General features: G+C 52.2%; 17 protein-coding genes and 1 pseudogene. 15 read left to right on the forward strand and 3 right to left on the reverse strand.

What is annotated here, in order from left to right; all coding sequences use genetic code 11:
* Window positions 1–302: 302 nt before the first annotated feature.
* The 3 genes from gltS (at window position 303) to LK436_RS06310 (ending at window position 4,531) form a co-directional block, all read left to right on the forward strand.
* Window positions 303–1,496, forward strand: a complete 1,194-nt coding sequence (gene gltS / locus LK436_RS06300; RefSeq protein ID WP_008397665.1) for a sodium/glutamate symporter — start codon at window positions 303–305, stop codon at window positions 1,494–1,496.
* A 522-nt stretch (window positions 1,497–2,018) separates the two neighbouring features.
* The gene (gene gdhA / locus LK436_RS06305; RefSeq protein WP_008397661.1) at window positions 2,019–3,371 is read left to right on the forward strand and encodes an NADP-specific glutamate dehydrogenase; all 1,353 of its coding nucleotides are present in this window, start codon (window positions 2,019–2,021) and stop codon (window positions 3,369–3,371) included.
* Between the two features lie 215 nt (window positions 3,372–3,586).
* Complete coding sequence (locus LK436_RS06310) at window positions 3,587–4,531, forward strand: D-2-hydroxyacid dehydrogenase (RefSeq protein WP_008397660.1); 945 nt, start codon at window positions 3,587–3,589, stop codon at window positions 4,529–4,531.
* 281 nt (window positions 4,532–4,812) lie between these two features.
* Here the strand turns inward: LK436_RS06310 and LK436_RS06315 are convergent, their stop codons facing one another.
* On the reverse strand, window positions 4,813–5,538 hold the full coding sequence (locus LK436_RS06315) for a PHP domain-containing protein (protein ID WP_147594832.1): 726 nt from the start codon (window positions 5,536–5,538) through the stop codon (window positions 4,813–4,815).
* A gap of 147 nt (window positions 5,539–5,685) precedes the next feature.
* Between LK436_RS06315 and LK436_RS06320 the strand changes: the two genes are divergently transcribed.
* The 8 genes and pseudogenes from LK436_RS06320 (at window position 5,686) to LK436_RS06355 (ending at window position 13,470) form a co-directional block, all read left to right on the forward strand.
* On the forward strand, window positions 5,686–6,621 hold the full coding sequence (locus LK436_RS06320) for a S1 RNA-binding domain-containing protein (RefSeq protein ID WP_008397658.1): 936 nt from the start codon (window positions 5,686–5,688) through the stop codon (window positions 6,619–6,621).
* A 199-nt stretch (window positions 6,622–6,820) separates the two neighbouring features.
* A pseudogene (locus LK436_RS06325) lies at window positions 6,821–7,228 on the forward strand (GTP pyrophosphokinase); the annotation flags it as partial.
* 357 nt (window positions 7,229–7,585) lie between these two features.
* Window positions 7,586–8,038, forward strand: coding sequence for a D-aminoacyl-tRNA deacylase (gene dtd / locus LK436_RS06330; RefSeq protein WP_015573493.1), 453 nt, complete (start codon window positions 7,586–7,588; stop codon window positions 8,036–8,038).
* A gap of 10 nt (window positions 8,039–8,048) precedes the next feature.
* Window positions 8,049–9,467: an aminopeptidase gene (locus LK436_RS06335; protein WP_008397656.1), complete on the forward strand. Its 1,419-nt coding sequence runs from the start codon at window positions 8,049–8,051 to the stop codon at window positions 9,465–9,467.
* Between the two features lie 206 nt (window positions 9,468–9,673).
* Window positions 9,674–10,744, forward strand: a complete 1,071-nt coding sequence (tig, locus tag LK436_RS06340; RefSeq protein ID WP_008397654.1) for a trigger factor — start codon at window positions 9,674–9,676, stop codon at window positions 10,742–10,744.
* A gap of 37 nt (window positions 10,745–10,781) precedes the next feature.
* Entirely contained in the window at window positions 10,782–11,378 is a 597-nt protein-coding gene (locus LK436_RS06345) for a xanthine phosphoribosyltransferase (RefSeq protein ID WP_008397653.1), read from the forward strand.
* A 14-nt stretch (window positions 11,379–11,392) separates the two neighbouring features.
* Window positions 11,393–12,187 carry an HAD family hydrolase gene (locus tag LK436_RS06350; RefSeq protein WP_008397652.1) on the forward strand — a complete coding sequence of 265 codons (795 nt, stop codon included), beginning with the start codon at window positions 11,393–11,395 and terminating at the stop codon, window positions 12,185–12,187.
* 221 nt (window positions 12,188–12,408) lie between these two features.
* Window positions 12,409–13,470 (forward strand): nucleoside hydrolase, encoded by a 1,062-nt coding sequence (locus LK436_RS06355; RefSeq protein WP_044931178.1) that lies wholly within the window; start codon window positions 12,409–12,411, stop codon window positions 13,468–13,470.
* Window positions 13,471–13,631: 161 nt separating this feature from the next.
* Here LK436_RS06355 and hutI read toward each other — a convergent pair whose 3' ends face one another.
* Together hutI and LK436_RS06365 are read right to left on the reverse strand one after the other, a co-directional pair.
* Window positions 13,632–14,957, reverse strand: coding sequence for an imidazolonepropionase (hutI, locus tag LK436_RS06360; RefSeq protein WP_008397650.1), 1,326 nt, complete (start codon window positions 14,955–14,957; stop codon window positions 13,632–13,634).
* Between the two features lie 83 nt (window positions 14,958–15,040).
* On the reverse strand, window positions 15,041–17,065 hold the full coding sequence (locus tag LK436_RS06365) for a urocanate hydratase (protein ID WP_008397649.1): 2,025 nt from the start codon (window positions 17,063–17,065) through the stop codon (window positions 15,041–15,043).
* Between the two features lie 264 nt (window positions 17,066–17,329).
* Between LK436_RS06365 and LK436_RS06370 the strand changes: the two genes are divergently transcribed.
* From LK436_RS06370 to LK436_RS06385, 4 genes are all read left to right on the forward strand, one after another.
* Complete coding sequence (locus tag LK436_RS06370) at window positions 17,330–20,404, forward strand: AAA family ATPase (RefSeq protein ID WP_008397647.1); 3,075 nt, start codon at window positions 17,330–17,332, stop codon at window positions 20,402–20,404.
* Window positions 20,405–20,495: 91 nt separating this feature from the next.
* Entirely contained in the window at window positions 20,496–22,028 is a 1,533-nt protein-coding gene (gene hutH, locus LK436_RS06375) for a histidine ammonia-lyase (protein WP_008397646.1), read from the forward strand.
* 262 nt (window positions 22,029–22,290) lie between these two features.
* Window positions 22,291–22,677: a SpoIIIAC/SpoIIIAD family protein gene (locus LK436_RS06380; RefSeq protein ID WP_008397645.1), complete on the forward strand. Its 387-nt coding sequence runs from the start codon at window positions 22,291–22,293 to the stop codon at window positions 22,675–22,677.
* On the forward strand, window positions 22,674–23,945 hold the full coding sequence (locus tag LK436_RS06385) for a stage III sporulation protein AE (protein ID WP_008397644.1): 1,272 nt from the start codon (window positions 22,674–22,676) through the stop codon (window positions 23,943–23,945). Before LK436_RS06380 ends, LK436_RS06385 begins: the two co-directional genes overlap by 4 nt.
* The last annotated feature ends 56 nt before the right edge of the window (window positions 23,946–24,001 follow it).

Below are 24,001 nucleotides of genomic sequence, written 5' to 3' on the forward strand. Positions count from 1 at the left end.
TAGAACTTTACAGCAGAAAACATGCCAAAAAATGGATGAAAAATGCCTGTATTTTTTTGTAGTATTTGAAATTCGATGCGTCAGCCCGTTTAACAGACGTTTTTAAACGGAGTTGCCACAGTAAATCCAGGATATATGGCAATATTGACGGATTTTAGCCGATTTTTTGGCATAAAAATAAAGATATTATAAAGTTTCTAAAAAAATCTTATCGGGTTTTTAACATTTTCTTGAATTATTTTGTAGTTTTTTGTAAGGGAGATCTTATAATTCCTTCATCATAAAAAATTGGAGGTATATGTATGACAGCACCAGTATTAAGTCTTGACATGTACCAGGCAACCGCTGTAGCAGCTCTTGTGCTGTTATTAGGACGTTTCCTGGTAAAGAAGATTCCGATTCTGGATCGGTATTGTATTCCGGCGCCTGTAGTAGGAGGCTTTGTTTACGCAATTCTTCATTTAATCGTGAGAAGTGCAGGAATTGTGGAGATTGCCGCAGACATGACATTAAAGGATGTTTTCATGGTAGGCTTCTTCTGTAGCGTTGGATTTACCGCATCTTTCAGAATGCTGAAAAAGGGTGGAATCCAGACAATTATCTTCCTGGTTCTTGCCATTGTAATGGTAGTTCTTCAGAACTGTCTGGGAGCAGGACTTGCAGTAGCCTTCGGACTTGACCCGAGACTGGGACTTGCAACAGGTTCCATTCCTATGGTCGGCGGACACGGAACAGCAGGTTCCTTCGGACCTCTTCTCGAGGGTCTGGGCGTTGCAAACGCAAACGTAGTTGCTATCGCTTCCGCAACCTTCGGTCTGGTAGCAGGATGCGCTATCGGCGGACCTATCGCAACTGCAAAGATCAAGAAGTTCAAACTGCATTCAGTAGATTCTGATGCAGCGGCAGCAGGTTCAGATGATTCTGAAGAGGCTGGAAAGATCGATTCCAAGAGATTCCTTGATGCAGTTCTCTGTCTGATTATCGCAATCGGTTTTGGTACAATTGTTTCCATGTTCCTTGGAAAGCTTATGACCTTCCCATTCTATATCGGGGCCATGTTAGTAGGTGCCGTTATCCGTAATGTGGCTGATGGTATGAGCAAGGAGCTTCCGATGGAGGAGATCGGCGTAGTAGGCGGTTTCTGCTTATCCGTATTCCTCGGACTCGCTATGATCGACATGAAGTTATGGCAGCTTGCAGAGCTGGCTCTTCCGTTAGTAGTTATGCTGGCAGCACAGACGGTTCTCATGTTCGTATACGCATACTTTGTGGTATTCAATGTATTAGGACGTACATACGATGCAGCCGTTATGACAACAGGTTTCTGCGGTTTCGGTATGGGCGCAACACCGAATGCTATGGCAAACATGCAGGCAGTAGTTGGACAGTACGGACCGGCTCCTACAGCATTCATGGTAGTGCCGTTAGTAGGATCTCTGTTTATTGACTTCTTCAATGCTTCGATCCTGACAGGCTTTATCAACTTCTTAGGTTAATCAGGCTGAGCGCACTCGGGCGCAGTCTGACAGTCTGGAAACAGAATTGAAACGCCGCAGACCGGCCTTCCCCATAAGGGTGTTTTCCTGCAGAGGAGCAGGGGATACCTTTGGTGAGGAAGGCTGAGGGCTGCGGCGATTTTTATTCTGATTCTAATCTTTAATATTATATCTCATTCAATTATATCTTTTTCATATATATTCATTCTCAGACCGCTCAGACTGGCTCTGAAAGCCGGATACAGCCGGGGACGGAAGCCGGGATGGGGAAGCCGTCCGGAAGCGGCAAAAATGCATGACAGCAGACAGTTGGACAATATAAACAAACCATAATAACAGCTATAATGTGATATTAATTTGATTATAAGGACAAGATAGGGTATAATTTAACCAGAACGTAAGAATTTCACAAAAAACTGTAGATTTTTTTATTACTTTTTGGTAAAATATAGGCATGCAAATGCAGCTGCAGTTGAGTGAAATCACTCACAATATTTATGCGAAAGCAGGAGGTATCAAGAAATGAGCCAGTATGTTGACAGAGTTCTTGCTGAACTCAAAGAGAAGAATGCAAACGAGCCAGAGTTCCTTCAGACAGCTGAGGAAGTATTATCTTCCTTAGGACCAGTTGTAGATGCTCATCCAGAGTATGAGAAGGTTGCTCTTCTTGAGAGAATGGTTGAGCCGGAGAGAACAATCGAGTTCCGTGTTCCGTGGGTAGATGACAACGGCCAGGTACATGTAAACCGTGGATACCGTGTACAGTTCAACGGAGCTATTGGACCGTACAAGGGCGGCTTACGTTTCGCTCCTTCTGTAAACCTTTCCATCATGAAGTTCTTAGGATTCGAGCAGACATTCAAGAACAGCTTAACAACACTTCCTATGGGCGGTGCTAAGGGTGGTTCCGACTTCGATCCGAACGGCAAGAGCGACGCAGAGGTTATGAGATTCTGCCAGTCCTTCATGACAGAGTTATACCGTCACATCGGACCAGACGTAGATATCCCAGCTGGTGACCTTGGTGTAGGTGCTCGCGAGATCGGCTATATGTACGGACAGTACAGAAAGATCAGAGGAGCTTTCGAGAACGGCACAATCACAGGTAAGGGAATGTCCTTCGGTGGTTCCTTAATTCGTCCAGAGGCTACAGGCTACGGCGCTGTTTACTATGTAGAGGCAGTTATGAAGCATGAGAATGATACTCTGGAAGGCAAGACAGTTGCTCTGGCAGGCTTCGGTAACGTAGCTTGGGGCGCTGCTAAGAAGTTAGCTGAGTTAGGCGCTAAGGCTGTTACACTTTCCGGACCAGACGGATACATCTACGATCCAGACGGTGTTGTAACAGAGGAGAAGATCAACTACATGCTTGAGATGAGAGCATCCGGACGCAACAAAGTTCAGGATTACGCAGACAAGTTCGGCGTACAGTTCTTCCCAGGCGAGAAGCCATGGGGCCAGAAGGTTGATATCGTTATGCCATGTGCTACACAGAACGACGTTGACCTTGAGCAGGCTAAGAGAATCGTTGCTAACAACATCAAGTACTACATTGAGGTTGCTAACATGCCAACTACAAACGAGGCTCTTAAGTTCTTAATGGAGCAGCCGAACATGGTAGTAGCTCCTTCCAAGGCTGTAAACGCAGGTGGTGTTCTTGTATCCGGTCTTGAGATGAGCCAGAACAGCGAGAGATACTCCTGGACAGCAGAGGAAGTTGATACAAAGTTACATCAGATCATGACAGGTATCCATGACGGCTCCGCAGCAGCAGCTGAGAAGTACGGCTTAGGCTACAACCTGGTAGCAGGTGCTAACATCGTTGGTTTCCAGAAGGTAGCTGACGCTATGATGGCACAGGGTATCTGCTGGTAATCAGTAGTGAGTGAAGGCCGGACTGCCGAAGCCTTATCAGCTTGGGTATGAAGGCGTGACAGCCGGACAGGCTGTGAGATACAGAGATAATTACATAAAGCGGTTATCTAGGTAAGGGGGCTGCTGCATTAAGTGGGTGATGCCTGACATCAGGCATGCGGCTTAAGGCAGCGGCCCCTTGCTGATAGGAGAATTTGAAAGGAGCTAGATTTACAATGAAGTGTCTTATTATTGACAAGGTATACGCAGGCATTGCAGAAGAGCTTGGAAAATTCATGGAAGTTAAGACAGCAGAGCATCTGCCATCCTCCAAGGAGCAGGTTCTGGCTGAGATCGGTGATGTGGACGTGCTGATCATGCGCGTGGATCCGAAGATCGACAAGGATATCCTGGGCGCTGCCAAGAACTTAAAGATCATCGGCGTTTGCTCCGTTGGATTAAACCACATCGATATGGAGTACGCAAAGGAGAAGGGAATCCAGATCTTCAACGCACCTGGCTTAAATGCCAATGCAGTTGCAGAGCTTACCATCTCCAAGATGCTGGACATCTCCCGCGGAACCATGACAGCAAATTACGATGTTAAGGTAAAGCACGAGTGGGATAAGTACAAATTCGTAGGCCGCGAGCTTCGCGGAAAGACTCTGGGCGTTATGGGCTTCGGCCGTATCGGACGCCGTGTCGGCGAGCTGGGACGTGCCTTCGGCATGACTGTAGTTGCTTACGATCCATTCTTAAAGCCAGAGGACTTTGAGAAGGAGCACGCAACAGGAATGGGAATCGACGAGCTGTTAAAGGTTTCCGACTTCGTTTCCATCCATGTTCCGCTGACACCAGAGACAAAGGATCTGTTCAATGCAAAATCCATCGCTGAGATGAAGGATGACGCAGTAGTTCTGAACATGAGCCGCGGCGGAATCGTAAACGAGAAGGATATGTATGAGGCATTAAAGGCCGGCAAGATCGGCGGCTATGCTACAGACGTTATGGAGAACGAGCTGGCAGGAAGCGGACTGACAGGAAATGATACATTCGCAAGCCCGCTGTTTGAGTGCGACAATTTCATCGTTTCCCCACACATCGGAGCACAGTCTGTGGACGCTTCCAAGGACATCGGAATCCACATCATTGCTAAGGTAAAAGAGGCACTGGGACTGTAGAAGGTACCGGGGCAGGGAGAGGAAACTCTCCTCCCGCAAGTCCGCGGCTGCCTGCCTGGAGCAGGAAGCAGAATCGGCGGATAAGAGAAGCTGTCGCATAAAAGACAGCCGATAAAATTCTATCAGATAAAACAGGAAAGAGCAGTACTCCGGAATATTCCGGGGAACTGCTCTTTTTCAGAAGAAATCAGATGGAATTTAATGGAATCTGCCCTGAAGCAAGAGACTCTGCCAGCAGACTCTGCCTCAAAGTGAGGATCCTGCCTGGCGGGAGAGTCCCGCTACAGTTCAGCTCTCTCCAGGTAATCCTGAAGCAGCTTTCTCGAATAATTTGCTACAAGCTCCGGAGGAAAGTCTGTTTCCTGAAGCAGCTCAAAGGCAAAGCGCTGATTGCCGGCGTCAGCGGCGCAGTGGGCATCGCTGTTTACGATAACGGGTGTGCTGTAGCGGCGGCAGAGCTCCAGCATGGTGAGGTAGTTTTCCCGGGCCCCCGGACGCGGCGAGCCTGGCTTTAAGGAGCTGTTGTTGACTTCAAGGAGAACGTGGTTTTCTTTGGCTGCGCGGACGACAGCCTCGTAGTCAAGGGGGATGGAGGCGCTGTCAGGGTGGCCGATGATCTGCACGAAAGGATTTTTCATGGCCCCGATGGCAGCGGCGGTGTTCTCCTCTCTGGTTCCGATGGGAAAGCAGAGATCGTGGATGCTGGCAATGCCGTAGTCCAGGCGCTCTAAAAGCCAGGGAGCCAGATCCACCGTGCCCTGGAAGTCGATGATGTTCAGCTCACAGCCCATGAGCAGGCGGACGCCGAACAGCTCTCTGGGGATAACGGAAAAGTTGCAGAAGTACATTTCGCTGCAGGTGCCGGGCATGGCCGGCGCGTGGTCAGAGGAGCCGAAAATGGACAGGCCTGCCTCTGCTCCGGCCCGGGCCATTTCGTAGAGGGTGTTGTAGGCGTGGCCGCTGGCAGTCGTATGTGTGTGGAGATCGCAAAGGTTTTTCATTTTCATGGATTTGCCTCCTGAAATTTTCATTGAAGGGATCAAAGTACCGTCCGATGAAAAAAGAATAACATATTTTTCAGAAGAAAACTATAGAAATATCAGATAGGATATGGTTAAATATAGTATAGAATTTTTGTTCAGGAGGAGAAGTTTATGTCAGAAGAAAGATTGACAGAAGAAAAATTAAATGAAAATATGGAGAATGCAGAGACAATGGCTGATTATGAGAAAGAACTGGAGGCGTCCTTCAAGAAAGTAAAGGAGGGCGATATTCTAACGGGAACCGTGATCGGTGTGACGGACAGCCAGGTGATCGTAGATCTCAAGTATTATGCGGAGGGGATTATCCGCCGGGAGGATATTACGGACGATCCTGACTACAATATGCAGGAAGAAATCCATGTGGGGGATGAAATTTCCGGTACAGTGATTAAGGCAGATGACGGAGAGGGAAATATTCTGCTCTCCAGAAAGAGCGCAAATGACACCCTGGTCTGGGAGAAGTTTGAGCGGATGCTGGAAGAGCGCACCGTTGTCCCTGTCAAGGTGGCAGAGGTGGTAAACGGAGGAGTTACCGCTTACCTGGAGGGTGTAAGAGGCTTTATACCGGCATCCAAGCTGGCCGCTTCCTATGTGGAGAACCTGGATGAGTGGGTAGGAAAGACAGTGGAGGTCACTGTCATCACCGTGGAGAAGGACAGAAAGAAGCTGGTTCTCTCCGGCCGTGAGGTTGCCAGGGAGAAAGAGAGGGCAGAGAAGAGAAAGAAAATTGAAAAATGCGAGGTTGGAGCCGTCATGGAGGGAACCGTGGATACGCTGAAGGATTACGGTGCCTTCGTGACTCTTGAAAACGGACTTTCCGGTCTCGTACACATTTCCCGCATCAGCAGTCAGAGGATCAAGCACCCCGGCGTGGTCTTAAAAGAGGGACAGACCGTGAAGGTGAAGATCATCGGCATCAAGGATGGAAAAATCAGCCTGAGCATGAAGGATGCAGAGCCTGAGGAAACAGAGGAGGTATTTGACTACCATGAGAACGGCCAGGCGACTACCGGCCTCGGCGCTCTGTTAAAGGGACTGAAATTATAGGGGGCATCACCTTGCCTCCATGCCCTCACCGGGGGAGGAGGCTGAGACACAGGGGAAATTCTGTGGAACCCCGGCTGCGGGCGGAAGGCGGAATGAAACCGGGAAATGGAGAGAAGAATGTGAAACTTCAGTGAAAGGGGGGCCGTTCATGACCAATATTCCCAAGACATTTGACCAGATGGATCAGTGGAAGGCCGTTATGTTTTTGTATAACTCCGCGCTGAAGGAGATCAATACAAAGATAGAAATTCTGAACAATGAGTTCATCCATATATATTCCTACACTCCTATCGAGCATATTAAATCGAGGCTGAAGACACCGGAGAGCATAGTCAAGAAGCTGAAGCATGACGGGCGGGAGGTGACGATCGCCAACATGATCGACTATCTCAGCGACATTGCCGGGATCCGGATTATCTGTTCCTTCACCTCGGATATATATCTGATTGCGGACATGATCGCGAGGCAGTCCGATGTGACGGTCCTGTATGTGAAGGACTATATTAAAAACCCGAAACCAAACGGTTATAAGAGCTATCACATGGTGGTCACAATTCCCATTTACCTGAGCGAGGGGCCGGTGGACACGAAGGTGGAGATCCAGATCCGCACGGTGGCCATGGACTTCTGGGCCAGCCTGGAACATAAGATTTACTATAAGTTTGAGGGAAATGCTCCGGACTTTTTGGAAAAGGAGCTGAAAGACTGCGCAGATATGGTAGATATGCTGGATGCAAAGATGTTTTCTCTCAACGAGGCGATCATGCAGCACAGCGCCGAGGAAAGGCGAAAAGAGGCGGAGGCCGAGGAGCGCAGGATCCGGGAGGAGATGGCAGCCCGGGAGGCCGGGAGAGAGAAGCGGGAAAAGAGGCCTGGGAGAGAGAAGAAGAGGAGAGAAAGGCCGGGGACAGAGAAAACTGGGCTTCGGACAGCAGAATTTAACAGACGGACAGAGAGGACAGACATGAAAATTGTACTTCAGAGAGTGTCACATGCCAGCGTGACAGTAGACGAAAAGGTGATCGGAGCCATTGGGCAGGGATTTCTGGTGCTCCTTGGCGTTTCAGACACAGACACGGAAGAGATTGCCGACAAAATGGTGGATAAGCTTTGCAAGCTCCGGATCTTTCAGGATGATCAGGGAAAGACGAACCTTTCTCTGGCAGATGTGGGGGGAGAGCTTCTGGTGGTGAGCCAGTTTACTCTCTACGCAGACTGCAGAAAGGGCAACCGGCCAAGCTTCATCAAGGCCGGTGCGCCGGAGCTTGCAAACCGCCTGTATGAGTATGTGGTAGAGCGCTGCAGGACCTATGTGGACAAGGTAGAGCACGGTGAATTTGGAGCCGACATGAAGGTGGAGCTTTTAAATGACGGACCCTTTACCCTGGTTCTGGACAGCGAGGAGATTTGCAGATAAAAAACCATGCATGAAGAAAAAGAAAAAGGAGAAAAGACAGATGGCAGACACAGCAAAAGAATTACAGAAGAGCCTGACCTGGGAGTTTCCGCATATTGCAAAGGAGGCGCCGGCTCAGACAGAGGAGGCAGCAGAATACTGCGAGGGCTACAAGGCATTTTTAAATAAGGCGAAGACAGAGAGGGAGTTTGTGACAGAGGCTGTGAAAATCCTCACTGAGAACGGCTACACACCCTATGAAATCGGAAAAAAATATCAGGCAGGGGATAAGGTTTACCTGGTAAACAGAAAGAAGGCTCTGATCATGACGACCTTCGGCGAGAAATCCCTGGAGGAGGGAATCAGGCTGAATATTGCCCATATCGACTCCCCAAGGCTTGACTTAAAGCCGAATCCGCTGTTTGAGAAGACAGATATTGCCTATTTAAAGACACACTATTACGGCGGAATCCGCAAGTATCAGTGGGCTACCATTCCCCTTTCCATGCACGGCGTGGTGATCAGAAAGGACGGAGAGGCAGTCAATATCTGCATCGGCGAGGAGGAGGGAGATCCCGTATTCTGTGTGACGGATCTTCTGCCTCATCTGGCTGCCGAGCAGAATGAGAGAAAGTTAAAGGACGGAATCAAGGGAGAGGAGCTGAATGTGATTATCGGCTCTGTGCCCTATGCGGATGAGGAGATCAAAGAGCCGGTGAAGCTGCTTGTCTTAAAGCTTCTGAATGACCGGTACGGTATGACAGAGAAGGATTTTATCCGCGCGGAAATCGAGCTTGTTCCGGCAGTCAAGGCAGTGGATGTGGGACTTGACAGAAGCCTGGTGGGCGCCTACGGACAGGATGACAAGGTATGCGGCTACACGGCCCTGACAGCGGAGATCGCCACAAAGCTTCCGACCTACACGACGGTGACGGTGCTGGCAGACAAGGAAGAGATCGGTTCTGTGGGAAATACAGGTCTTGACTCTGACTTCAGCCTTCACTATATCGAGTATCTGGCAGAGGCTGAGGGAGTGAATGCAAAGACTGTCCTCAGAAATTCCATCTGCCTGTCCTCCGATGTGAACGCTGCCTATGATCCGACCTTTGCGAGTGTGTATGAGGAGAGAAATTCCTGCTACATCAACAAGGGCTGTGTGCTGACCAAGTACACGGGGGCCAGAGGAAAATCTGGAAGCAATGATGCCAGCGCCGAGACCATGGCTAAAATCGTGGAGATCATGGATGCAGAGGGCGTTTACTGGCAGACAGGAGAGCTGGGAGCTGTGGACGTGGGAGGCGGCGGAACCGTTGCCTGCTATGTGGCTAAGATGAATGTGGACGTCGTGGATCTGGGCGTGCCGATCCTGGCTATGCATTCTCCGTTTGAGCTGGCTTCAAAGCTGGATATTTACAACACGTATAAGGCATTCAAGGCCTTCTACAAATAAAGAGAGCGCGGCAGAAAGGGCCGGTGCGAAAGCCATACGTCAGAAAGAGCCGTGTGCAGCGCACCGGCCCTTTCTGACGTATGCTTTAACGGGCGGCGGGACCGTATCTTTTTTCCTGAAAACTCTTTTTATTCAGAGGCTTTTGTGATATTATATTTTTTATACCTTCCGGTGAAGGCAGAATAAAAGAGTAAGAGGGACAGTAAATGAGAAAATTATTAACAGCAGGACTCGCAGGAATGGCAGCAGTGATGATTATGACCGGCTGCGGGGCAAAGGATGAAGCAAAAACCGCTACAGCGTCAGATGCGAAAGCCGGCATCGTGCTGGGAGAGTACAAGAATGTGCCGGTGACAGTTGTGAAACCGTCTGTTTCCGACGAGGAGCTGGATGCGAGAATTGAGACGGTTCTGGGCGGATATGCCACCTGGGATGCCGTAGATCGGGCAGCAGAAGAAGGGGACAGGGTAAATATTGACTATAAGGGGCTGAAGGACGGCGTGGCCTTTGAGGGCGGCACGGCAGAAGGATATAACCTGGTGCTGGGCTCCGGCAGCTTTATCGACGGCTTTGAGGACGGGCTCATTGGGGCAGCGGCAGGGGAGCAGAGGAATCTGAACCTGACCTTCCCGGAGAACTACCAGTCAGAGGAGCTGGCAGGCCAGGATGTTGTGTTTGAGGTTACGGTAAATGAGGTGGCTGAGAAGCATACGCCGGAGCTGACGGAAGCGTTTGTGGCGGAAAATTTCCCGGATCTCGGCACTGTGGATGCGTATAAAGAGGATTTGAGACAGCAGATGCTGGACAGCAAGCAGCAGCAGAGCGACCAGCAGAGAAATGCAGAGCTGCTCTCTGCGATTGTGGAGGACTCCGAGATCACATGCGCCACAGAGGATGTAGACGAGATCTATGATCAGCAGATCAACTACTATACTACCATGGCTTCCCTCTACGGACTGGAGCTTGCAGATTATGCATCTGTGATGGGAATGGACGAGGATACCTTCCGCACAGAGGTGAGAAATATTGCAGAGCTTACAGTAAAGCAGAATATGGTTCTCGACGAGGTGGCAAAGAAGGAGGGATTGAAGGTCGAGGATGCAGACCGCCAGGCCCTCGCTGAGGAGTACAAGGACGTATACGAGAGCGTTGACGATATGATCGAGCAGGCCGGAGCAGAAAATGTGGACAGGGCCATTCTCTCTGAGAAGGCGCTGCAGGTGATTGTGGACAATGCGGACATCACAACAGTGGACGGAATCGACGTAGCAGAGTAGGAGAGAAATTACCAAAGACGACGGGAGGATTTAGGAAATGCAGATTTTATACGATAGAATCCGCAGGGATGGAGTGGTGAGAGCAGGAAATGTTCTGAAGGTGGACCGCTTCCTGAATCATCAGATGGATATTGAGCTGTTTAAGGAGATCGGAAAGGAGTTCAAGCGCCGCTTTGCCGATGTGGAGGTGAACAAAATCCTGACCATTGAGGCCTCCGGTATAGGAATTGCCTGCATTGTGGCACAGTATTTCAATGTGCCGGTGGTTTTTGCCAAGAAGACAAAGACGAAAAATATTGCCGGGGACGTCTATACGACGAAGGTGGAGTCCTTTACCCACGGAACCGTGTACGACATTATCGTGTCCAAGGAGTTTTTGGGAAAGGGAGATAAGGTGCTTGTCATCGACGACTTTCTGGCAAAGGGCAAGGCCCTTGACGGGCTGACCACCCTTATCCAGAACTCAGGGGCAGAGCTGGTGGGAGCCGGAATCGTGATCGAAAAGGGCTTCCAGTGCGGAGGAGATATTATCAGGAAGAAGGGGATTCGTCTGGAATCGCTGGCCATTGTGGACAGCATGGATGAAAAGACGGGTGAAATTGTGTTCCGGGGCGAGAAGAAAAACGCAGAATAGAGGAAACACAGAGAATGGGAAACAGAAAAGCACTCTTTTTTGACATTGACGGAACCCTGTTCAGCGAGACGGACAGGAATGTGCCTGAGAGCGCGTCCAGAGCGCTGGAGAAAGCCAGAAGCAGGGGCCATCTGGTCTTTGTGAACACCGGGAGAACCTGGTGTGAGACGGAGCAGATAAGAACGCTTGTGGATGTGGACGGCTGGCTCTGCGGCTGCGGAACCTACATTGTGGCCGAGGGTTCCGTGCTCTATGACAGAAGGATCCCGAAGGAGAGAGGCGAGGAGATCAAGGCCGCCGTGATCCGGTGCGGCCTTGACGGAGTTCTCGAGGGGGTGGAGGCCTGCTACATGCAGAAGGCGCCTTCCCCCATGAAGAAAGTGGAGGACTGCAGGAAAGGGTTCATGGCTATGGGGATTATTTCCGACTATACCTGGGAGGATACCTGCTATGACTTTTCGAAATTCTGTCTCATGACAGACGAGAACAGCCGGATGGACGAGCTGAAAAAGGAGATCGGCCGGGATATGGAGATCATTGACCGGGGAGATGACTTTTTTGAGATTGTTCCAAAGGGCCATTCCAAGGCCACGGCCATCGAGATGATCTTAAAGCGCTTCGGCCTTGAGAGGGAGGATGCCTGGGTATTCGGCGACAGCATGAATGACCTGCCCATGTTCCAGTATGCCCTCAACAAGGTTCTGATGGGAAAGCATGACAGAGGGCTGGAGCCCTATGCGGCCTTTGTCACAAAGACCGTGGAGGAGGACGGAATTGCCTACGCCATGGAAACTCTGGGACTGATTTAGCAGTTCAGGCAGAAGTATGACAGAACAGGAAATGACGGAAATGGAAATATGTGCCTAGAAAACAGATAAAACAGATAAGTGAGAAAGAAGAGCCTGAGCAGCTGGATTGGCCTCCTGTCAGAAAGACAGGGGGCTTTTCACAGATTCTGCCGGGCTTTTTCGATTGCATTTTTTCTTCTTTCAGACATAGGGAAGAAAGATACAGACTGGGAGGAACATACATGAGATACCTGATTCTTGATACAGACACAGGAGTGGATGACGCCCTTGCCATCCTCTACGCTCTGGGACTTGAGGCCAGGGGAGTGTGCAGGCTGGTTGGAGTGACCTGCACCTTTGGAAATGTGGAGGTGGAGACAGCGGTGAAAAACAGCCGCGCTGTCCTTGATTTTCTGGGGCGCAGGGATATTCCCGTATTCGGGGGGAATAACCGGCTGTTCGGAAGCGGCGAGGAGTTCGTACAGCGGCCTATCTGCAGGATTGTCCACGGGGAAAACGGCCTTGGAAATGTGGATATCCCCATGCCCCAGGAGAAAACGGTGGATAAAGATGAAAATGTGAAAGAGAAAGGGGATAAAGGAGCTTCAGATTATAAAAGAGCGTTAGACTATGAAGCAGGCTGCGGGGAATCCGAAGCGGTCCGCTTTCTCACGGAGATGGCGGAGCTTTACGGGGAGAGGCTGACGGTGATCGCCACAGCATCCATGACCAACATAGCCGAGTGGATACAGGCCCACAGAGAGGCAGCTCTCAGGACGGGGACCATCGCCGTCATGGGGGGAGCCCTGACGGTTCCGGGAAATGTGAATCCCTTTGCCGAGGCCAATATCCTGGCAGACCCGGAGGCGGCAAAATTCCTGTTTGAGAGCGGGCTTTCCTTTACGATGACAGGGCTTGACGTGACTCTTAAGACAAACAGAAGGGCAGACCAGATGGAGGAGAAGACAGGCAGGTGGAGAGAGGAGGGAGGTGCCTGCGGAAAGGTCTTTGCCGATATGCTGAGCTACTACTGCACCAATGAGGCGCCTTCGAATGGAAAAAAGGAGGGGGCCATTCACGACCCCATGGCAGTTGCCGCTGTGTTCAGAAGCCAGCTCTTCCATATTCTGGAGATGAATCTGACTGTGGAGACAGAAGGGCCGTCGAGGGGGCGGACAATCGGCGACCTGAAACGTCTGCGGGACAGGGTAAAAACAGCCCGCGTGTGCGTAGATGTGGATGAGGAGCAGTTCCTGAACGAATTTGCTGAGGTGTGTCTGGGAGCCTTCCCTAAGTGTGATTAGAAGGCCGCAGACTTCTGAAAGCGTATCTGTGGCAGGAAGGAACTGCAAAGGGGGCAGCCTGCTTTGTGTGCAGTCTGCCCCCTGCTCTCTTCCTGTTTTCTTTCGATTCTGGTTCTTTGCTGTTTTTCTTCCGGTTCGTTATCGTTTTTCAGCCAGTTCGTTTACAAGTTCTTCAGCCAGTTTTTCGAGAGAATGATTCTGCCCTTTTTTATCACGGTTTCCACCTGATTGATGGCGGTGTGGTAAGGCAGATAGGTGATGGAGGGGTATTTCATAATCAGCAGGTCGGCCTGCTTTCCCGCCTCAATACTACCGATGGTTTCCGCCCGTCCCAGAGCCGCCGCGCCGTTGATGGTGAGGGCGGTGATCACTTCCTCGATGGACATATCCATATAGATGCAGCCGAGGGCGATCAGAAGGGGAATGGAGTTGGTAAAGCAGCTTCCAGGGTTCAGGTCAGAGGCCAGAGCCACTGCGCAGCCGCTGTCGATCATTTTTCGTGCCGGGGCGTACTCCTCCTTCAGGCAGAATGCAGTGGCAGGCAGAAGGGTGCTGATGACGCCGCGCTCTGCCATCTGGCGGATGCCCGCATCGGATGCCTTGAGGAGATGATCCGCAGAAACGGCTCCCACCCGCGCGGCCAGCTCCGCCCCGCCCAGGGGGTACATCTCATCGGCGTGGATCTTAAGTTTAAAGCCCATGTCTTTTGCCCGGGTCAGATAATACTCGGAATCCTCCAGGGAGAACACGCCCTTCTCGCAGAAAATATCTGCAAATTCTGCCAGATTTTCCCTGCGCACAGCAGGCATGACATCCTGAAGCATCCGGTCGAGAAATGCCCTCTCCTTTCCCTTATATTCGGGAAGCACACTGTGAGGACCCAAAAAGGTGGATACAATGTCCACCGGATGGCGCCTGTCCAGTTCCCCCATGACACGAAGCTGCTTGAGCTCTGTGTCGAAATCCATTCCATAGCCGCTCTTGCCCTCAACGGTGGTGACACCGAATTCTGCCATCCGGTTCAGCCGATCCATGCCGGCAGTGATGAGCTCCTCCTCGGAGGCAGTCCTGGTAGGCTCGATGGTGGCGTTGATGCCGCCTCCCCGCTCCATGATCGACATGTAGCTGTCGCCCTTTAAGCGCCAGGAAAATTCATCGGCACGGTATCCGCCGAAAATAAAGTGGGTGTGGGAGTCCACAAAGCCGGGGAGGAGAGTTTTCCGGAAGGCATTGATAACGGAAAGAGGGCGGCCCCCCCAGGCTGTCTCTTCTGTCTCCTTCCGGTCAAGGGCATGGCTCTCCTCCTCGGAAAGTCCCAGCATCCGGTCTAACTGCCCTGTCTCTCCCACAGCGGTGATCCGGCCGTCCTCCACGAGAACTGCCCCGTCGTGAATCAGGCCGATGTCGGCCATTTCCTTTCCGCGCTTTTGAGTCCTGCCGCTGCAGGAGGCCAGCTCTGAGGCGCGGCGAATGTAAAGTCTGTTCATATCTTTCTATCCCATCCTGTCTGTACTGTCTGAAACAGCTTTCAAGCGGCGCATGGACTCTGCACCGCTTAAAAACCATACCGCTATTTCTTTACCGCATTCTCATAAGCCCTCTCGATCAGCCCGTCGTCGGCGATGTGGGGCATGGTGATCACGTCGCTTCCCTTTCTCAGGGTGTTGTATTCTGCAACGGTCTCGATGGAGTGCTCATTTCTCGCCCAGCTTCTCCTGGAAACGCCCACCATGGTATCCCACGGGATCGCCTCCCGGATGATGGCATCCGTTTCCGGTGTTCCGTCGAGAACCAGGCCGAAGCCGCCGTTTATAGCCTTTCCGATTCCCGTTCCGCCTCCGTTGTGGAGAGCCACCAGGCTCATGCCTCTGGCTGCGTTTCCCGCATAGCACTGAACTGCCATGTCGGCCGTTAAGTTGGAGCCGTCATAAATGTTTGAAGTCTCACGGTAGGGGGAGTCTGTTCCTCCGGTGTCGTGGTGGTCACGGCCCAGCATGACAGGGCCGATTTCCCCGTTTCTGACCATCTCGTTGAATTTGAGGGCAATATCTCTTCTGCCGAAGGCATCCTGGTAGAGGATGCGGCACTGGGTTCCCACAACCAGCCTGTTTTTCTCGGCATCCCGTATCCAGATCCAGTTATCCTTGTCCTGAGGCCTTCTGTTGGGGTTGATGATTTCCATAGCTGCGTGGTCTGTCTTTACCAGATCCTCATGCCTGCCGGACAGACAGCACCAGCGGAACGGGCCGTACCCGTAGTCAAACAGCTCCGGTCCCATAATGTCCTCCACATAGGACGGGAAGATAAAGCCCTCGCTGGTGTCTGTGCCGTTTTTGGCTATATCCTTTGCGCCGGCGTCGAATACGGCTTTCATGAAGGAATTGCCGTAGTCGAAGAAGTAGGCGCCCCGCTCTACCAGAATTTTGATCAGATGGAAATGCTTAACCAGGGAGGCATTGACAAGCTCAGCGAAATGCTCCTTGTCGTGGGCCAGCATCTCGGTTCTCTCCTCGAAGCTCAGTCCCTGGGGGCAGTAGCCGCCGTCGTAGGGCACATGGCAGCTGGTCTGGTCGGAGAGCAGCTCGATTTTAATATTGTGATCCACGGCATACTGGAGAAGATCCACAATATTTCCGTGGTAGGCGATGGAGATGGTCTCCTTCCTTGCCATATAGTCGGCGGCCAGCCGGTAGGCCTCCTCGGCGCTGTCCGTAATCAGGCTCACCCAGCCCTGGCTGTACCTTGTCTCGATCCGTGAGTAGTCTACCTCGGCGATGATTCCTACGCCTCTGGCGATCTCAATGGCCTTTGGCTGAGCGCCGCTCATGCCGCCCAGGCCGCTTGTGACAAACAGATGGCCCGCCAGATCTCCGTCGTGGGGGACGCCCAGGAATTTGCGCCCTGCATTTAAAATCGTATTAAAGGTTCCGTGTACGATGCCCTGGGGGCCGATGTACATCCAGCCTCCGGCTGTCATCTGGCCGTAGGAGGAGCAGCCCATGGCTGTGGCCTTGGCCCAGGCCTCCGGGTTGTCGCCCTCACCGACCATGAGGCCGTTGGTGATAATGACTCTGGGGCTGGATTTGTGGGATTTAAAAAGGCCCAGGGGATGGCCGGACATGACCACCAGAGTCTGCTCGTCGGTGAGCAGCTCCAGATATTTTTTGATCAGCTGGTACTGCATCCAGTTCTGGCATACCTGTCCCGTTTCACCGTATGTGACCAGCTCATAAGGATAGAGAGCAACCTCGTGATCCAGGTTGTTGTCAATCATTACCTGAAAGGCTTTGCCCTGTACGCAGTTTCCCCTGTACTCGTCAATGGGCTTTCCGTAGATTCTCTCCTTGGGCATAAAGCGGTAGCCGTAGATGCGGCCTCTGGTCAGAAGCTCTTCCATAAATTCCGGAGCGAGGGCCTCGTGGAGCTCCTCCGGCACATAGCGCAGGGCATTTTTCACGGCCAGTTTGATTTCACGTTCATTTAAAGTAAGCTCCCGCATGGGGGCGCGGCGGATTCCCTCCTTGAAAACCGGATATTCCGGGAGGACTGGATCCAGTTTGACTGTCATGGCTGCACCGATCTCTTTGTTGTTCATATCCTCATCCCTTCCTTGAAAATAATATTCTGATTTTATTATAGCCTCAGATGGTCAAAAAAACGTCGAAGTGGAAAATCCGATCAGAAATTTTTTCTGCTGAACCACAAGGTGAATGAGAAAGAAAACGGGAATGACGCCAGGGCTCAGTCTCGTTGACATAGCAGAAGCAGGTGGGTTATACTTAGTAAATAGTATGGACAGGGGAGAAGGAGCCTGGAGAGAAGGTCAGGGGCTCCTGCAGAGGGCAGCCGGGAGAGGAAAATGAAGGAAATTTCAGTACATCTGTTGGGGAATCCGGAGATTTGGGCCGGAGGAGAAAAGATCAGCTTTCCCTATAAAAAGGCGGAGGCTTTTTTCTATTATCTGTGTGTGAAGAAGAAGGTGAGCAGGGAGGAAGTGATCTGCCTTCTGTGGGGGGATGAGGACGAGACAACGGGAAAGAAAAAACTGAGGGATGCAGTCTATCAGGTGAAGCGGCTCCTGGGAAAGGAGGTACTTTTCACCTGGGGCCATACGGAAATTGCCCTGAACCCGGAGTTCCCCCTGAAAACGGACTGGGATGAAGCTTCCGAAAACGGAGAGGGCCTGTGGGGCGCCGGGTTTCTGGAACATTTCTATATTAAAAACTGTTATGAGTTTGAGGAGTGGACCCAGGAGGTGCGGCGGCGGCTCTCGGAGAAGCAGGCTCAGCTTGCAAGGGAGAGACTTAAGGAGGCAGCCGGCAGGAATGATGCTGCCATGCTTCAGAAATACGGAAATATTCTCTTGTCAGGGGATCCCTATAATGAGGAGCTCTACTTTGAACTGATGAATCTGTACGCTCAGAGTGGAAGCTATACCATGGCAATCCGCCTCTACAGTGATCTTCAGAAACTGCTTTTGGAGGAGCTGGACGAGAAGCCGTCGAGACGGCTGACAGAGCTGTTTCACCGCATTTACACCATGAAGGAGGCTGTGAGCTGTGAGGGGGCCATGGCAGAGCTTCCCTTTGTAGGAAGGAAGCGGGAGCTGTACAGGGTGAACAGTTTTCTGGCTGAGGAAGGCGGGGAAACGGATGCGGCAGGGCCTGTGGGCTGCCTGGCGGTAAGCGGCGAAAACGGCTCAGGGAAAACAGCCTTTCTGGAGCAGGGAGCCCGCCTGGCGGCAGGAAACGGAATGATTGTTCTGAAATCCTCCTGCTATAAGCAGGGGGAAGAATTTTATCTGAGCCCATGGAACGATATATTCCAGGAGCTGTACCAGCTGGTGGCAAAGGACGGGGAGGCAAAGGAAGAGGGAGAAGCCGGAGGGGAGAGCCGGCGGGAGGAGCTTAAAAGGAACCTCTCCTGCTTCCTGAACGGCTCCGGCGGTGAGGAAGTGTCGAGGATGACGTACCCTATGGTCGAGAAGCTGGCCCTTGACCTTCTGGAATTTCTGACAGAAAAGAGCAGAATCCTTCTGGTTTTCGATGATATTCAGTGGATGGATTCTATGAGCTGCCAGCTTCTCAACCGTCTGCTGCACCTTCTGGGAAGAGAGAAGCTGCTTCTTCTGTGCAGCATGAGCAGGGAGGAGGAGGCCAGGGCAATGGGGGCTCTGGAGCCGGTTCTTCTGCGGGACGGCGTGGAGATCCTAAGGCTCAGCCCGTTCACCAGGGAGGAGACCGACGAGCTGATCCGAAAATACCTTCCCGAACTTTCCGGCGAGGAGGAAAAAAAGGCGGAAATCTACCGGGCCACAGACGGAAACGCCTTTTTCCTGAAGGAGCTTCTGAACCTGATTCGGGAAAAGGGCTATACCCTGGAAAAATCCAGAAGAACCAATTATGTGATTCAGGCCCGGCTTTCCGGACTTTCGGCCCGGGAGAGGGACGTGCTGGGAGCCATGTCTGTGTTTCCGGAGAAGGCGGGAGTGGAGGAGCTGGAGCTGCTTTTGCCGGATACAGACAGGCTGTCCCTCCTTCGGGTTCTGGAAAGCCTTCAGGAGAGGTTCCTGATCCGGGAGGTACTGGTGGGATGGAATGTCCACTATCAGTTTGTGCACCGGGTGTTTCAGGAGTACGTCTGTGAGCGCCAGAGCAATGGAAAGCGCATGCTGTACCACCAGATGCTGGCAGCCTGCTATGAGGAGGCTGCGGCTCAGAACAGGCGGGCAGCCCTCCTTCCCCTTGTTATCTACCACTATGAGCACTGCCACAACCAGATCAAGGCCTGCCAGTACAGGATCGAGTGGCTGAAGGAATATTACACTCTGATCAACGAAAATTTTCCGGTGCTTCACTGGTCACTCTCTGATCTGGATGAAAGCCTCCGGGTGACGCCGCCGGCTGACGAGATGATCCGTCTGGCCGGGGAGCTTGTGGGGCTTGAGGGAAATACGGAGGAGATCCGGCGGATGAAGCTGGAAATGAACTATATCAGGGGGCGGTATGACATTGCCCATGGAAACTACAGCCAGGGGTTATCCCATATTGAGGAGGGGATCCGCCTGTCCAGGGAGCTTTCGGATCAGAGGATGCTTCTGTCCTGCTACAAGCAGCAGATATTTTACGGAATCCAGGTGGAGGATCTGGAGCGGGTGGAAACCTATACAGAGATTGGCCTTTCTCTGGCAGCAGAGGGACTGGACCGTGAGGAGAGGCTTTCGGCAGAGCAGTGGATTGAGCAGGGCCCTTCAGACACCGGACAGAGTCCGGAGGATGTTTCTCCTGGAAAGGGCGGGATGCCGGGATGGGCCAAAGGCACAGGGACAGAGGAGAAGAGGAGGAGAGAATGCCTGGAGGAATTCGGAACCTTTCTCCGTCTGAGGGGCTGGTATAATCTTCACACAGGTCAGTACGGGAGAGCGGAGCGGGCGCTTCGCCTGGCCGGCGCAGTGTTTGAGGGACTCGGGAATGAGTACGGAGCCGGTCAGGCCGCCTGCCTGAATTACATTGGAGACGTGTACCGCCTGAGAGGGCAGCCGGATAGGGCGGTCTCCTTCTACAAAGAAGCCATAGGCCTGGTAGAAAAGGAGCCTGTGATCATCGGGCTGGGACAGTTCTACGCAAATACGGGCCAGGCCCTTTACCAGTCAGGAGATAAGGAAGGGGCGGAACAATACCTGAAAATGGCCGTCAGCTATCTGAGAAAGAATGGCTGCATCTGGGGGCTTGAACGGGTAGAGGCCTGCCTGGCGCTCCTGTTTCTGGAACAGGGAGATCCTGAGAGGGCAAAGGAACATTACCGGACAGGGCGGGAGCTCTCCGACAAAATCAGAAACCCTCAGACCCGGAAAATTCTGGAAACCGTCGGACTGCGCCTGAAGGAGGAAGAGAAAAAGACCGAGGGAAAGGAAGGAAAAAAGACTGCACTGTAAGGGGGCCCCTTACATAGACGGTTTTTGGACGTTTCGTTTATTATAATCATAACAGAAATAGGGAAATTCATAAAAGGAGTGGGCTTGTATTATGAGTAAAGTTCTGATTACAGGAGAGGATTTGACAGTTGAGGAGATAGTGGCAGTCTGCCGTCAGGAGGCTCTGGTAGAGCTTTCCGATGAGGCCAAGGAGAATGTGAGAGCGTCCAGAAAGATTGTGGACGATTTGATTGCCGAGGAGAAGGTGGTCTACGGGATCACCACAGGATTTGGAAAATTCAGCGACGTGGTAATTTCACAGGATCAGTGCAAGGAGCTGCAGAAAAATCTGATTATCACCCACGCAGTCGGCGCAGGAGAGCCGTTTTCCAGGGATATTGCGAGAGGGATCATGCTGCTTCGCATCAACAATCTTTCCAAGGGATTTTCCGGCATCCGCCTGGAAACGCTTCAGACTATGGTGGACATGCTGAATAAGGGTGTGACTCCGGTGATCCCTGAGAAGGGCTCTCTGGGCGCTTCCGGCGATCTGGCACCCCTCTCTCACATGGTGCTGCCAATGATCGGTCTGGGGCTGGCAGAGTACCAGGGAGAGGTGCTTCCCGGAAAGGAGGCCATGGATCGGGCAGGCATCCCGGTGATTGAGCTTTCCGCCAAGGAGGGGCTTGCCCTCAACAACGGGACGCAGGCCATGACGAGCGCAGGTTCCCTGGCTCTCTACGATGCCATTTGCCTGTTGAAGGTGGCGGACATCGCGGCAGCTCTCAGCTTTGAGGCTCAGAATGGGGTGGTGGACGCGCTGGATCCGAGAGTTCACAAGGTCCGCCCTCACAAGGGTCAGATGGCTACGGCGAGAAATCTTCTCACTCTTTTGGAGGGAAGCAAAAATACCACAAGACAGGGGCAGATCCGCGTGCAGGATGCCTATTCCCTGCGCTGCTGTCCGCAGATTCACGGCGCCAGCAAGGATGCGGTAAACTATGTGAGAGACAAGGTGGATATTGAGATTAACTCGGTGACAGACAACCCGCTCATCTTTCAGGACGACCATGCGGGGATTTCCGGCGGCAACTTCCACGGACAGCCCATGGCTTTGAGCTTCGACTTTCTGGGAATCGCCGAGTCAGAGCTGGCCGATGTGTCTGAGCGGAGAATCGAGCGTCTGGTGAATCCGGCCTACAGCGGCCTTCCGGCCTTCCTGACGCCAAACGGAGGCGTCTGCTCCGGATTTATGATTGTGCAGTACTCGGCGGCGGCGCTGGTGTCAGAGAACAAGGTTTTGGCCCATCCGGCCAGCGTGGACAGCATCCCGTCCTCAGCAGGGCAGGAGGATCACGTGAGCATGGGAACCATCGCTGCCAGAAAGGCAGGGGAGATCGGTGCCAATGTGCGCAGAGTTCTCGCTATGGAGCTGATGGTAGCCTGCCAGGGAATCGATATGAGGGGCAATAAGGGGCTTGGAAAGGGAACCCAGGCAGCCTATGACCTGGTGCGCAAAGAGGTGGCCAGACTGGAGGAAGACCGGGAGCTTTACGGCGATATTAACTACTGTGAGGAGATTATCAGGAACGGAAGCCTGATCAGGGTAGTTGAGGCGGCGATCGGGAAAGAGATTGAGGTATAAAAAAAGGTGGTTTATCTGCCGGCCCTGCAGAGAGCAGCAGGGTGTGGCAGAATAAAATAAGAATAGAAATAAGAATACAAATAAGAAAGGTATCACAGGCAGTTTGGTCCGATGGAAAGAATCGGAGGAACTGCCTGTGATATTTTTGTCTGCAGAAAAATCCGTTTGGAGAGCATGACAGAACGCTCAGATTCTTTTCACAGGTTCTCACCTGCCGCTCCCCGGAATATACTGTACAAGCATCGGGAAGGGAGGGGATGGAGTGGGAATAGAGACAGCTGCGGCAGTGGGAATCATCGCGGTTCTGACAGCAGTTCAGTTTAAAAGCAAAGGCGCAGAATTCGGCATCTACATTATCATGGCAGGGGGCCTGGTGATCTTCTTTTACAGCACGGGAAAACTCAGGGCAATCCTTGAGGCAGTCAGAAAACTTCAGGACTATATCCAGATAGACAGCGTCTATATGACAGCCCTCCTCAAAATGATCGGGATCACCTATATTGCTGAGCTGGCATCGGGGATCTGCCGGGATGCAGGCTATTCCTCCATAGGGACACAGATAGAGATGTTCGGAAAGCTGTCGATTCTGGCGGTAAGCACCCCGGTGATTCTGGCTCTGTTTGAGACACTGGAGCATTTTCTGGAATGAGGAGGGAGGTGAAAGCGGTGAAGGTCAGGCCTTTTCTGAAGAGAACAGCGTTTTTTCTCGCCGCTGCCGCAGGTTCCGTTATGCTGCTCTTTGTCCATGGAGTCTCTCCCGCCTATGGGGCACAGGGGTCCGCGGCGGCAGAGGAGACAGAGGCCGACTCAGGGAGCAGCCAGGGAGAGGGAGGGCCGTCCGTTCAGGAGGAAGTATTGGACGGGCTGTCGGAGCTGGATTTTTCGCAGGTGGAGAGGTTTCTGGAACAGAGTCAGTGGGGGGAGTCCGGATTTTCCTTTGAGGAGCTTCTGTTAACGCTTCTGAAGGGGGATTTTGCCGGGGCATTTTCCCAGGCACTTTCAGGGCTTAAGGCGGCTCTCTTTTCGGAGCTGTCTTCCGGGACAAGGCTGATGACCCAGGTGCTTTTAATCAGCATGGCGGGGGCGGTATTCTCCTGCTTTTCGGATATTTTTTCCGGAGGGCAGATTTCGGAGACCGCCTTTTATGTCACCTTCCTTCTGCTGTTTTCCCTGCTGGCAGCCAGTTTTTACGGGAGCCTTTCCATAGCAGGGGAGGCCATCTCCACAGTTCTGGGCTTTATGAAGACCCTGGCGCCCGCCTACTTTATGGCAGTATCCTTTACCGGAGGAGGGCTGAGCGCCGCTGCCGGCTGTGAATGGATGCTCCTTTCCATCGCAGCGGTGGAATGGCTTCTCTCCACCTTCCTTCTGCCTCTGACTAAGGTTTACATTCTCCTCGTTTTAGCGGGCCATCTGACGAAGGAGGAACTGTTTTCCAGAATGACAGTTCTTATAAAAAATATTATTGAGTGGAGCCTTAAGACGGTCACCGGAATTGTCCTGGGATTTCAGCTGCTGCAGGGGATGGTGCTGCCCTATGCAGATGCCATCAAGAATGTTTCTATCCAGAGGCTGATTTCCGTGATTCCGGGCATTGGGCAGGGGGCCTCTGCCATATCGCAGATGGTGCTGGGGTCGGGGATTCTCATAAAAAATACGGTGGGTGCAGCGGCAGCGGTGGTCCTCATCCTGCTTACGGCTGTTCCTCTTTTAAAACTGCTGATTCTTATGGCCCTTTACCACGGACTGGCCGCAGTGACAGAGCCAGTCTGCGATAAAAGGATTGCAGCGTGCATTTCCGATATGGGAAAGGCTCATCAGATTCTGATAAGGCTGGTGCTTACATCTGCCTTTCTCTTTATTATCTCCATTGGAGTCATCTGCATGACATCCAATACGGCCTACTATGCCGGATAAGCTGTGAAGGGCAGCAAAGAGCGAAGGGCCGGAGGGCCAGGAAGGGAGGAGTGTGG

This window comes from Clostridium sp. M62/1 (assembly GCF_020736365.1).
Classification (GTDB): Bacteria; Bacillota; Clostridia; order Lachnospirales; family Lachnospiraceae; genus Otoolea; species Otoolea saccharolyticum_A.